Origin of the sequence: Mariniflexile sp. AS56 (assembly GCF_030552475.1) — a bacterium.
Taxonomy (GTDB): domain Bacteria; phylum Bacteroidota; class Bacteroidia; order Flavobacteriales; family Flavobacteriaceae; genus Mariniflexile.
In genome coordinates, this window is the sequence record NZ_JAUPED010000014.1 from 1 (window position 1) to 13,418 (window position 13,418).

Genomic DNA, 13,418 nt, shown 5'->3' on the forward strand with positions numbered 1-13,418 from the left:
GGATCACTACCAGCAGCGGTTTCATCCGCATTGCCATAACCATCACCATCAGAATCGTTATTCGGATCGGTATCATCAGCATCTAATTGATCGACCACACCATCATTATCAGCATCAGCTGTATTCGATTCTAAAGCATCAATAGTTCCATCACCATCCGTATCTGTGGTACCTTCGGTACCATCGTTAATCCCATCACCATCGGTGTCTGGATTTAGAGGGTCGGTGCCATTGGCTATTTCTTCAGAATAAATAACACCATCATTATCACAATCTGAAGTTGGTACCGTATCATCAATTACAAGACTTACTTCTTTTAAAGTTCCAGGAATATTTTCGCAACCAGAACTGTCATTTTGAGTACTTACAAAATAACTTATAGGACTATTAGCTTCCAAAAGACCATCAATAGTTAATGCACCATTCGCGTTAATAACATAGGTTACGCCGCTTACGGTCGAATTTGAAATTATAGGATTTGTTTTATTAGCATCAAAATACCATGAAAAAGTGGTACCTATGCTACTACTTGGTGTCAGCACAATAGTTTGGGAAGTACAGTGTGCCGAATCATTTCCGGCTACATTTATGTCGGATGCTGTTGGGTTTGCGTTAGCAATTATATCTATTGGTAACCGTATGGTTTCCGTTTGGCAACCATCTTCTGCCGAAGCAATCCAAAGGGTTGTGTCTGCTGTAATTATGGATGTTGTGAAGGTGTCTCCTGAATTTAATTCGGCTAATAAATTCCCGTCTAATTCAGCATCATACCATCTTATTTTTATATCTGAAGGGGAAACCGTTCCAATAAAGTCGATTGTTTCACCTACACAAATATTTGCTGGTAATGTTTTATCTACCGTTGGAAAAGGAGGTGTTTTTATAATATCGTACAATTTAAACTCGGTTCCAGCATCGGCTGAAACAGTTTGAGTCATTTTCACTTCCACTCTATTTACAGCACCTGTTGCTGGTAGAGAAATAGTTATAGGAGCACCACCATTTAAGGCGCCTCCTAATAAATCTAGATTAATTAAATCGGTTAAACCAGCAGTAAAAACTTGGGTATCGTTAAAATAGCCGGTGATTTGAACATCTGGTATTACTTCAATTTCAGCGATATCTGCAGTAATGGCGAATCTAATTTTAAAATTCTCATTTATGGTTGAAGCTTCTTCGAAATAGGCCGTTTGTTGAATAGACGCTCCAGCACCAGCAGTACCAACACTTAAGGTGGAGTAATTATCTAAGTTGGTATCTATGATATGATGAGGATTAGAAACTCCCGCCCCATCCTGTAAAGCTTGTACGCTTAAACCATCGCCATCAAAGGAGGTAAACGATGCAAAACCACAACTTTCACCAATAAGTGCATTATAAGATTCATATAAACCTAAAAACTTAGAAACCCCAAATTGCAATACACTATTGCCTAATCTATTGGTTATTCTAATTCTATTATAATCAATAATAGATGGGTTTATTAAATAGGGGTTTACTAGAATATAAGTATCATTGTTACCATCTAACACAATTCTAAGTCCGGAGCGTGCAAAATCGTTCTCAACTTGAGACTCTGCTGTTATTAATAAATTAGTGTCTTTTTTAACCTCAAACGTAAACTCTTGTCCGCCATTAATCACAGTATTCGTAACTGCACTTAATGTTGTTGCTAAACTTCCGGCGGCTAGTGTTGCTAAAAAATCATCTTCAGCATCAATTTTAATGTAAGTGGTTAAATTAGAGTTCAAAGGACTTAAATACCCTACTTCCAAAAAACCTTCATAATCATTTGCTCCCGTAATAAAATCACCAGAATAGGTTCGAATGGAAGCTTTTGTTGCAAAATTTTCATCTATAGAAAAAGCAGAATTATCAGTTTCAAGCTCTGTTATAACGGACGACGTAAAATATTTGTCTTGAGCACTCGCTGTAAAGTTGCTGATTAATAAAGAAAAAAATAAAAAGCTAATATTGGAATATATAAAACGCTTTGAAAATAATTTACACATATTTTAATGATATTTAAATTCATCTAAACAAGCAGGTATAGCTTAAAAGACTTTAGTTACCAATAATAAAATTAATTCTAATGCAAATAATTAAGGAGTTATTAAGGTTAACACCTCGTTATGTGTAGACGAATGAACAATTACTGTCGATAAACAAAATTGTTAATCTTAATGTTTTAGAATGTCATTTGTATCTACACACACACACACACACACACACACACATGTATACCACAATTATAACCTTTCTGCCTTGACTTCTACACCGTGTAGAAAATGGTTTTTTTTAAGGGAATAGAGATCGTATTTAGAAGAAAAACTAGACGTTTAAATAAAGGCAAGTTACGAAATGCAAAACGCTATAATATAACTTATTACAGCGTTGCGTTCTTTTTGTGGTTCTAGAATAATTCTAGGTATTATGATATTTTAAAAAAGAAGAATCTCGTTTAATTGAGCTCCTTCATAATTTCTGAAAATAGTTCATAAGATCGTATTCTGGCTTTGGCATCGTAAATATGAGTGACCGCAATAAGTTCGTCTACATTTGTTTCCTCTATAAACTCTTTTATTTGTGCCTTAACAGTGGCTTTACTGCCTATAAAAGAAAACTTGAGCATTTGGTTTATTTGAGGATGTTGTAGCATTTGCCTAAACTCATCGGTCATAACGGTTGGCGGTTGTACATAATCGCGTTTTCCGGTAAATATACCCACAATCATACGGATTAGAGAGGTCGACAGGCGTTGAGCTTCTTCATCCGTTTCTGCAATAATAATATTTACACCAGCCATGGCATACGGCTTTTGTAAATTATTAGATGGTTGAAATTCGTTATTATAAATTTTTAGAGCATCCCATAAGTGTGTGGTTGCAAAATGACTCGCAAAGGCATAAGGTAGACCTTTTTTTGCTGCTAAATGGGCACTATCTGTGCTGGATCCCAAAATGTAAATGGGTACTTCTACCCCTTCAGCAACGGTAGCGCGGACTTTAGAATTTGAATTTTCAATTGAAAAATATGTTTCTATTTTTTCCAATTCACTTGGAAACGAATGGGCGGCTTCCATAAAATCGGAGCGTATGGCCTGTGCCGTTTCTCTATCTGTTCCTGGTGCTCTGCCTAAACCTAAATCAATACGATTTGGATATAGAGAAGCCAAAGTACCAAACTGTTCGGCTATGATTAAAGGTGAATGGTTAGGGAGCATAATACCACCAGAACCTATGCGCAGCGTTTTAGTGCCTTCAGCAATATATCCAATTAATACCGAGGTGGCACTACTTGCAATATTTGGGGCGTTATGGTGTTCGGCTAACCAATACCTTGTGTAACCAAAGCTTTCGGCATGTTGTGCCAATTCAAGCGCATTATTATAAGTTTGCTTAAGAGTATGACCTTCAGAAACTAAGGCAAGATCTAAAATGGAATATCGTGTAGGTGTGGTTTTCATAAATGTATAAATCTGATTGCCTGTAAATTTTGAGACTAAAAAAAACCGCATTTGGAACTAAATAGACTCCTTTTTTATCTGGCTGTGCAAAGGTAATATTTAAAATGGCGAGAATATTTCATAATAAAAACAGTTTTAGTATTGGGCCCGCTTTGTGGTTCTTGTCTCTGTTTTAATTTTTGTTATTCGACAGTCTCAATTGCTAGAAAACTCTTAAATTGAGCTTTCTATGTTAAAAACACGTTTTTGAGTGTATAGACACTGAAAGTTTTCATGCATTCCACAGACCAAACTTTAAATAAAAACTGATATTTTAAAATGAACATACAAAAAACTATTTTAGTTATTACTTGCATCGCAACCCTTTTAGCTTGTAATTCTAAGGATAAAAAAACAATAACTCCGTCATCAACAGAAACTGAAACAGAGAATACATCTCAGGTTATTGAACCTTCCAAAGCGGAATTAATTTTAAACCAATCCATTGAGGCACATGGAGGTGATTTATATGACACGGCACAGTATGCCTTCGTATTTAGAGGGAATAACTATCAATTTATAAACGATGGCAAGAACTATGAATACTCAAAAACGTCTAAAAAAGGCAATGTAATCACTAAAGATGTTCTTAAAAACGGTAAATTTTCTAGAACAGTTAATGGAGAACCTGTTGAACCTACTGAGAAAGCTATAAAAGGTGGCACGGGTGCTATAAATTCGGTTATCTATTTTGCAACGCTACCACATAAATTAAATGATGCCTCGGTAAATAAAACCTACGTGGGCGAAACGACTATTAAAGGTGAAAAATATACTGTTTTGGGTGTTACTTTTAAACAAGAAGGTGGTGGCGAAGATTTTGATGATGAGTACCATTATTGGATTCATACGGAAACCCACCAAGTAGATTACCTAGCATACAATTACAAAGTAAACAACGGCGGTGTGCGTTTTAGGAGTGCCTACAATAAACGCGTTGTAGACGGCGTCACCTTTCAAGATTATATAAATTATGAAGCCGAATTAAACACAGCTTTAAAAGATTTGCCTGCACTTTATGAAGCTGGGAACTTAAAAGAATTATCTAAAATAGATACGGAAGACGTTGTTAATTTGAAAAACAAATAGTATTAACACAAGTTCCTTTCTGTTGAATTTAACAACCAAGTGCATATTTAAAGGTGGATAGTTTGTTTTAGCCATGATTAGTCATCTGTACGTTGTACTATTAATCCATCATGAGCTAATTCTAATGTTTCCATTGTCGTTTTTTAACGCACCACGTTTTAATACAATATTTGAAAACTTTCTGAGGCTGGGTATTTTATGAGTGCTATACTCTGGATCGGCACCAGTATTTAAAACAAAAAAAAGGCTGACTATAAAGCCAACCTTCTTTCTTAATTCTATTTGCACTCAACTAAACCATATCTATAATACCTACAATTTCGTAAGCTCTAGTACCATTTACTTGTACTTTCTCGTATAAAATATTGGCGTATTCATAATAGGTTTGTCCGTCCAAAGTTACTTTTTCGTAATCGTCTGGCAACTCATATACAAGGGTTCCTATTTCTGGTTCAACAACTTCATATGCATTATTTATTTGCACATAAAATATACCATGGGCATTATAATAATTGTAATTATTGTACTTAATTCTTTTATAATTTGCTGGTAAAGTATTTATTCTAAATCCTACTTTTGGAGCAATTGTTATATAATGACCTCTAGATTGTGTGTAATATTTGTTATTCCCGTAATAGTAGTTTTGCCCCTTATGGCTAACAACCGTTTTATTAGGTATATTTCTAACAGAAACCACTTTCTTTTGGGGTGTTTTATAAGTTACTTTTGAACTTACTACTCTACTGTTTGCAGGGCTTGTTTTAACAGGTGTTACTCGAGTTGTTTTTGTAGTTTTTTCAGTATTATTTGATGCTACTGCTGTCGTACTACGACGTGTTTGTGCCGAAACTTGTGTTGAAATTGCTACCAAAAATAACGATGGTACTACGAACGTTTTTATAAATGTTTTCATAATTTTTAAGATTTTAATGATTAAACTTTTTCATCAATAACTTGATGTCATCTCACATTGATAGTCTAAAGATATTTGTCTTATACGTTTAAAAAAAAGCAAATGGAAGTTTGGCCAAATTGTATAGATGAATACGTTGATTTTATAGACATCACTAGTCCTATTTTATGAATGCGTTTTACTTTTTGAATGGAAACAAAAAAGATATACCTTCAAAGTATATCTTTTTTTCTGACTACTATTTTAAACTCAATAAACCTATTAATTTTATAAGGTTTAAACTCAACAACGTTGCTGCCTCTGCAGTTTAGTTGTTTAAAGAATTATTATTTACAAACGCCAAGAATTTTGGTTTGTATTGTTCTGAAACTGTAATACGTTGGCTATTAATAATAATTTGGCTACGTTCGATAACATCTATATTATTCAGAGAAACAATAAATGAACGATGCACACGCATAAAGTGACTTTCCGGAAGTTCTGCTTCTAAAGATTTTAAACTCATAAGCGTTAAAATAGCCTTTGGGTTATCTTTTAACCATATTTTAATATAATCTTTCAATCCTTCAAAATACAAGACATCAGCTAGTTTAATACGCAATTGTTTGTATTCGGATTTTACAAAAAGGAATTCCTTTTCTTCGGAAACGATGTTTTGTTTTTTTCCTTTGACTAACTCAAACCAAGAGCTTGCCTTGTTTGCCGCTGCCAGAAATTCGGCATAATCAAAAGGTTTTAATAAATAGTCTAAAGCATCTACTTTAAAACCTTCTAAAGCATATTGATCAAAAGCAGTGGTGAAAATAACACGTGTATCTTTTGGTAACATTTTAGAGAATCCTAAACCTGTTAAATCTGGCATTTGAATGTCTAAAAACAATAGATCTACAGGTTCCTTTTTTATAAACTCCATCGCTTCAATAGCGCTACTACACTTTTGTTTTAGTTCTAAAAAAGGTGTTTTTGCTACATAGCTTTCCACTAAATTAAGCGCCATAGGCTCATCGTCTACAATAACACAGGTGATTTTTATAGTACTCATACGTTTAACTCGTTTCTATTTTTAAAGTGACTATAAACCGATCGTTTTTTAATATGGTTTTAAAGCTGAATTTATCTGGATATAGTAATTGTAATCGTTTTTCTAAATTTTGAAGTCCGATACCAGACCCACTTTTATCATCCGTTTTCTTCGGAAAATTATTGTTTTCCACAGAAAATAAAACGGTTTTTTCATCACAAGTCATGTTAACATCAATGGTACTTGTTTTGGTAGCAGAAACACCATGTTTAAAAGCATTTTCAATTAATGAAATAAATAATAAAGGTGCTATTTGAATGCCAGTTTCTTCCGAAGGAAAACTATAATTAACGGTAGTTTTATCGGAAACTCTTAGCTTCATTAAATCGATATACTTTTTAAGAAAATCAATTTCTTTAGTCAGAGGCACCACTTCTAAATTGGTTTCATACAACATATAACGCATCAGCTTACTCAAACTGTGAATGGAAGATTTTGCTTGATCTGGTGCAATATCGACTAAAGAATAAATATTATTTAACGAGTTAAAAAAGAAATGCGGCTGCAATTGGTAATGCAAATGCTGTAACTCCGATTTCAATTTAAAATTAGCAGCTTCTTTGCGTTCGGCCTCTGTTTTAATCCATCGCTTTGTCGATTTTAAAGCAACCGAAAAGAACAAAGGTGCTAAATAAGACAACAACTGTATATACATCGCCATTTTAAAAGGAGGTTCTACCCTATTGGTATTCTCAAGACGTTTTTTTAAAATATCTTGAAAGTAGTTATCTTCAATATATTCTTTTAAAAATAAGAAAAATCCTATAAGCGCTGTATTTACGACAATAAATAACAGTGTTTTTTTAGGAAAGAAAAAGCGGTCTACCAGTACAAAATAGTTGAAATAAAAAATGATAGACGAAAAGAATAATGGAATCCAGAAATGAGCAATAACTCTATTAATTTCTTGTTGTTCTCCGTAGGAAAGCAAATATGGCAAACACAATAGTGTTAGCCATACAAGCAAATGTGATACTACAGTTATGGTTTTATTTTTATACATAATTTATTATTCGTAACGTAAAGCGGTTATTGGGTCTAAAGCCGATGCTTTTCTAGCAGGATACCATCCGAAAAAGATACCTGTTACCGCACAAACGGCGAATGAAATCACAATAGAATATAAAGCCACGCTAGTAGGCCAATTTAAGAATTTTTCTATAAAAACCGTGGATCCTAGTCCTAATAATACACCTAATACACCACCTGTAATACTTATTAAAATAGCTTCGATTAAAAATTGCATTAAAATATCTGCTCCTTTAGCACCTACAGCCATACGCAAGCCAATCTCTTTTGTTCGTTCTTTTACAGAAACATACATGATATTCATAATTCCAATACCACCAATTAATAAGGAGATACTTGCTACTGCAACTAGTAGTATGGTTAACATTTCGCTGGTAGAACTAAATGTTGAAATTAATTCCTCCATAGAACGCACCATAAAATCATCGTCATCACTATCCGTTAATTTATGTTGCACACGCAAAATATTTGAAACTTCTAAAACAGCATCTGGCGCTTTTTCTTCACTAATAGCAGAAGCCATAATTTGATTTAAATGATCGATAGCCAAAATACGTTTTTGTACGGTTGTATAAGGCGCAATAACCACATCATCCTGATCTTGACCAAAGGTATTCTCTCCTTTTTCCTCTAAAACACCTATCACTTTAAACGGGATATTATTAAAACGAATCATTTGCCCGACCGGATCTTGACCGTCAGGAAACACACTTTCTACAACTGTTTGCCCAATGACAGCTACTTTTGATGCTGTTTTTACGTCTACATCTGTAAACATGCTTCCGCTCTGTAAACCGACAACTTTAATGTTTAAATATTCAGGATTAACACCATAAATTGATGATGGCCAGTTACTAGAACCATTTATAACCTGACCTCTACCTTCTACCACTGGAGAGCTATAACTTAATAAAGTTGATTGTGCTTTAATCGCTTCATAATCACTTAAAGTTAGCGATTCCATAACGCTAGCTTCTTGTTTTACACCACCTTTGGTATCAGCTCCCGCTTTTATAGTTATCATATTAGAACCCATTGCAGAAATGGAAGTACGAATACTTTCCTTAGAGCCTTCTCCAATGGCCAACATGGCGATAACAGATGCTACCCCAATAATAATTCCAAGCATCGTTAACAAGGTTCTTGTTTTATTAAGAATGATGGCTTTTGTTGCGATTTTAAATAAATTTAATAGTCTCATAATTAATCGTCTTGTTTAGGTAATTTTGCCAACTCATTTGCGGCAGATTGGATATTTTCATTAATGTAGTCCTTAATAATATTCCCATCTTTTAACACGATGGTTCGATTACTAAACATGGCAATATCAGGTTCGTGCGTTACAAAAGTGATGGTAATTCCTTGCTTGTTTAACTCTTGAAACAAGGACATAATTTCGTAAGACGTTCTGGTATCTAAGTTTCCTGTGGCTTCATCGGCAAGAATCATGACGGGATTGTTTACCAAAGATCTAGCAATAGCAACACGTTGTTGCTGCCCTCCCGAAAGCTGCGATGGTGTATGATCCATCCTATCGCCCAATCCAACCATTTCTAAGGCTTTAATGGCGCGCGCTCTGCGTTCGTCAGTAGAAACCTTGCTGTTGTACAACAAGGGTAATTCTACGTTTTCAATAGCAGATGTTCTTGCTAGTAAATTATACGATTGGAAAATAAAGCCTATCTTTTCATTTCTAATCGTTGCCAATTCATTTCTAGTCAGGTTCTTTACTTTAACACTATCAATTTCATAATTACCACTGGTAGGTTGATCTAAACAGCCTAGAATATTTAACATGGTACTCTTACCTGAACCGCTCGACCCCATAATGGTTACAAACTCGCCCTCTTTTATATCAAACGAAATACCTTTTAACGCATGAACCGTTTCGGTTCCCATGGTAAACTCTCGTTTTAAATTTTCTATTTTTATGATTGCTTTTTTCATCGTATTATCTTTTTCCGCCACCACCTCTTTGTGGCATAAATGGACTTTTACTTTGTTCATCTGTAGCTGCTTCTGTTTTAGAAACCCCTTTTAAGCTATATACTAATTGATCGCCTGCCGAAATACCACTCAATATTTCTACATTAACACCATCACTAGCTCCTAGTGTTACTACTTTAGATGTAATTGCTCCGTTCGCTTGTAATACCCAAAGCGTGGTTTCTTCTCTAGAAGGTCTACTTGTGTTTTCAGGTAATTGATGTTGTTCATTATAGCTAGCAAAGACTTCTCTTTCTGGTTTAAAGTTGATGGCTTTAGCTTCCGCAGTTAACACATCATTTAATTCTAAAGTGAAAATTGAAATGGTGGCAGTTAAACCTGGTTTCAGTTTTAGGTCTGGATTATCTGCCTTAATTACAACGGTATATGTCACCACATTTGAAGTAACCGTTGGGTCTAAACGTACTTGTGTTACTTCTCCTTGAAAGGTTTCTCCTATATAAGCATCTACCGTAAACTCAACACGTTGACCTTCTTTTACTTGTCCTATATCAGCTTCATCTACATCGGCCTCTACTTGCATTTCTTTTAAATCTTGAGCAATTGTAAATAACGTTGGTGTACTTAAACTGGCCGCTACGGTTTGTCCTTCGTCGATAGCTCTAGATAATACCACACCGTCTATAGGTGAATAAATATTAGCATACTCTAAATTCGTTATAGCCTGTTGCAAATCTGAATAACGTTGCGTAACCGTCCCTTTTGCTGTTTGATAATTGAATGCAGCGTCATCAAAATCAGATTTACTTATTACCTGGCTATCATATAATGTTTTTTGTCTGTCATAAATTGTTTGTGTGTAATTTCGCTGACTCACCGCATTGTCATAAACGGCTTGTGCTTGTGTTTTAGCTGCATTTAAATTGGTTTTATCTAACTCAGCAATCAGTTGTCCTTCGGTAACCACACTGTTATAATCCACATATATTTTTTCTACCACACCTGATACCTGTGTTCCAACTTCAACTTGTGTAATAGGTTCCATCGTTCCGGTTGCGGTAACCATGGTAGTGACGTTAGCTTTTTTTGCTGTAATAGTTTGTGCTTCTATAACAATTGCATCATTATCTTTCATTAAAACAAATGCTGCAATAGCAAGTGCAATTAACACGATGCTTCCTATAATAATTTTCTTTTTATTTTTCATTTTGATTAAAGTTTAATATCGTTTCCTTGATAAAATTGTAGTAATTGATGGTATAAAATATTTAAATATTTGGCTTGTAAATACGTTTGTTGTGTATTAGTAAAAGTGTTTTGGCTGATTACCAAATCTGTTGTACTTAACGCCCCAAGTTCGTATCTTTTCTGTGCTAATTTGTAAGATTCCTTTGCCGCTTCGTTAGAGGCTTCTGATGCTATAACTTGCTCTTGAGATGACAAAGCATTTTGATAGGCTGTTTCTACTTTTCTATAAATATCCTTTTCTGTACTTTGTTTCTGTAGTTGTGCCTTTTCAATATTAATAGTTGCTGTTTTTACAGCCGCATTGGTTTGGTTTCTGTTAAAAATAGGAATGCTAAGCGACAACCCTATTTTTTGATTGAAGTTAAAATCAAATTGATCTGAAAAATTAGCTTCTTTTATACTCGTATAACCAGAACCAATACTTCCTGCTAATGATAGTGTTGGCAAATAAGCGCCTTTAGCAATATCCAATTCTTTTTCGTTGGCAGCAATATTTAACATACTCACACCTATTTCTGGTAATTGGTTTAAAGCATTATTATAAATAGCTGTTTTATCAAGTTCTATGTTAATTAAATCCATGTTTTCATTAATGGTTTCAATTTCTAAATCTTCAGTTGGTGGTAATTCTAATAATTGTTTTAACTGAATAATGTATTGTTGATAGTTGTTTTTTGCTGTAATTACATTGTATTTATTACTCGCTGCTTGACTTTGTGCTTCTGTATAATCATTCAATGCAATAGACCCAGCATCTAAACGTGATTTTGCACGTAGCACTTCTTGTTCTGAAGCTGATAAATTATTTTCCGCTATAACGATACTTTCCTTGCTATAAAGCGTTTGTAAATAGGTTTCTAATAAATTTAAAACGATATTGTTTTTCTCTACTTCTTCCTGTAGAATACTTTTCTCTAATAATAATTTATTCTGTTTTATTTGATTATTTAATTGATTACCTTGAAACAAAGTGATAGAACTATTTATCCCCACATTAGTACTATTTATTTGGTCTGTAACAAAATCACTTGTTATAGGATCAATAGTATTTCCACTAGAGAAATTTTGTGAAGCATTCCCAAACAAATTAGGGAGCTTTGCAGATTTTGCTTTACTATAATCAACTTCTGAAATATTGGTATTTAAAGAAGCTTCTTTTACCGTAATATTATTTTTTAAGGCATAATCTATACAGTCTTGCAAAGACCATATTTTTGAAGTCGAAACCTTTGAGTCATCTTGTGCAAAAGATATTTGCATACATAAGAAGCTAAGTATAATGAGATATAATTTCATTTTATGAGTGTTTTTATTTAACACTTCAAAGATGAAACTATATACAATCTTATTAAACTGGAATAGATGTTCTAGGGTATTGACTATACAGAAAGGGTGGTTTTATCGACGAGATTTCATGAAGGTTCTTGTATAGAGTTGTATTTTTTGTTTAGTTCCTTTTTTATTCAAGCCAATTCTCAGAATTACTTCGACGTTATAAATTTAACCTACACCAATACTCCTAAAAACGATTTTGAAGAATGAACGTTTTGAAGATGGTGTTGTTTTTAAAGTGGAACTGTTTTATCGACTTCATTTCTATTGAAAAACTAGAAGTAAATCAATTACTACACGGGCTTGGACCATGTTCTTTAACTACAAATTTTTAGAGCCATTCCTTAATAAACTAGTATCTTCGCGCGCATTATGTGGATGTACTTAGGACTTTTAGCTGCTTTATTTTTAGGATTACACAACTTATGTAAAAAACATGCCGTACAGGGCAATGAAGTGTTCCCTGTTCTTTTAGGGACCGTTTCTTCTGGGTTTTTATTAATACTACCTATTTATATAGGCTCGAAATTTGCTCCAGACTATATGGCGCATATTGGCTTTTATATTACCGATATACCTTGGGAAACTCATGGTTTTATAGCCATTAAATCGGCTATCATGGCAGCGTCTTGGGTGTTGGCGTATCAAGCTTTAAAGCATTTACCAATTACTATTGTTACGCCTATCCGATCGGCAGGTCCTTTTTTCACCTTTATTGGCGCCATAACTATTTACCAAGAAAAGCCAAACTTTTGGCAATGGATTGGTTTTTTTCTTATAATTTTTTCGGTGATGCTCTATTCAAAAATAGGCAAGAAAGAAGGAATCCATTTTAAAAGAAACAAATGGATTGTTGCCATTGTTGCAGCTACTTTTTTAGGGGCATCGAGTGGTTTGTACGATAAGTTTTTGATTCAAACTTTAAGTTTAAATCCGCAAACCTTGCTCTTCTGGTTTTGCTTTTATACCGTACTTATTTTACTCGTTATTTTAACAATTACCTGGTTTCCACATGCTGAAAAACGTAAAGATTTCAAATGGCGTTGGACGATTCCCATGGTTGGTATTTTATTGCAAGTAGCAGACTATTTTTACTTTAAAGCTTTGCAAGACCCTGAAGCCCTAATCATGTTACTTTCAGCTATAAAACGTAGCCAAATCATTATAGCCGTAGTTGCTGGTGGCTTAATTTTTAAAGAGAAAAACAAACGAAAAAAATTAGTTCCGCTAGCTGGTATTTTGGTTGGGGTGTTTTTAATACTGTATACCTAGAA

Annotated in this window: 10 protein-coding genes and 1 pseudogene; 2 read left to right on the plus strand and 9 right to left on the minus strand. The window is 34.1% G+C overall.

Annotation, left to right across the window (positions count from 1 at the left end):
- Together Q5N74_RS15080 and Q5N74_RS15085 are read right to left on the minus strand one after the other, a co-directional pair.
- Positions 1-2,012, minus strand: a pseudogene (locus tag Q5N74_RS15080) (hypothetical protein); the annotation flags it as partial.
- 449 nt (positions 2,013-2,461) lie between these two features.
- Complete coding sequence (locus tag Q5N74_RS15085) at positions 2,462-3,466, minus strand: LLM class flavin-dependent oxidoreductase (protein WP_304389788.1); 1,005 nt, start codon at positions 3,464-3,466, stop codon at positions 2,462-2,464.
- Positions 3,467-3,784: 318 nt separating this feature from the next.
- Between Q5N74_RS15085 and Q5N74_RS15090 the strand changes: the two genes are divergently transcribed.
- Complete coding sequence (locus Q5N74_RS15090; protein ID WP_304389789.1) at positions 3,785-4,594, plus strand: DUF6503 family protein; 810 nt, start codon at positions 3,785-3,787, stop codon at positions 4,592-4,594.
- 292 nt (positions 4,595-4,886) lie between these two features.
- On the opposite strand, the gene Q5N74_RS15095 is transcribed toward Q5N74_RS15090, so the two are convergent.
- The 7 genes from Q5N74_RS15095 to Q5N74_RS15125 form a co-directional block, all read right to left on the minus strand.
- Positions 4,887-5,507, minus strand: coding sequence for a DUF6515 family protein (locus tag Q5N74_RS15095; RefSeq protein ID WP_304389790.1), 621 nt, complete (start codon positions 5,505-5,507; stop codon positions 4,887-4,889).
- 307 nt (positions 5,508-5,814) lie between these two features.
- Complete coding sequence (locus Q5N74_RS15100) at positions 5,815-6,549, minus strand: LytTR family DNA-binding domain-containing protein (protein ID WP_304389792.1); 735 nt, start codon at positions 6,547-6,549, stop codon at positions 5,815-5,817.
- 4 nt (positions 6,550-6,553) lie between these two features.
- Positions 6,554-7,591 carry a sensor histidine kinase gene (locus tag Q5N74_RS15105; protein ID WP_304389793.1) on the minus strand — a complete coding sequence of 346 codons (1,038 nt, stop codon included), beginning with the start codon at positions 7,589-7,591 and terminating at the stop codon, positions 6,554-6,556.
- Positions 7,592-7,597: 6 nt separating this feature from the next.
- On the minus strand, positions 7,598-8,818 hold the full coding sequence (locus tag Q5N74_RS15110) for an ABC transporter permease (protein WP_304389794.1): 1,221 nt from the start codon (positions 8,816-8,818) through the stop codon (positions 7,598-7,600).
- A 2-nt stretch (positions 8,819-8,820) separates the two neighbouring features.
- Positions 8,821-9,564: an ABC transporter ATP-binding protein gene (locus Q5N74_RS15115; protein ID WP_304389899.1), complete on the minus strand. Its 744-nt coding sequence runs from the start codon at positions 9,562-9,564 to the stop codon at positions 8,821-8,823.
- Between the two features lie 4 nt (positions 9,565-9,568).
- Positions 9,569-10,771 (minus strand): efflux RND transporter periplasmic adaptor subunit, encoded by a 1,203-nt coding sequence (locus Q5N74_RS15120; protein ID WP_304389795.1) that lies wholly within the window; start codon positions 10,769-10,771, stop codon positions 9,569-9,571.
- Between the two features lie 5 nt (positions 10,772-10,776).
- The gene (locus Q5N74_RS15125) at positions 10,777-12,108 is read right to left on the minus strand and encodes a TolC family protein (RefSeq protein WP_304389796.1); all 1,332 of its coding nucleotides are present in this window, start codon (positions 12,106-12,108) and stop codon (positions 10,777-10,779) included.
- A gap of 408 nt (positions 12,109-12,516) precedes the next feature.
- Between Q5N74_RS15125 and Q5N74_RS15130 the strand changes: the two genes are divergently transcribed.
- Positions 12,517-13,416, plus strand: a complete 900-nt coding sequence (locus Q5N74_RS15130) for an EamA family transporter (protein WP_304389799.1) — start codon at positions 12,517-12,519, stop codon at positions 13,414-13,416.
- Positions 13,417-13,418: the final 2 nt, after the last annotated feature.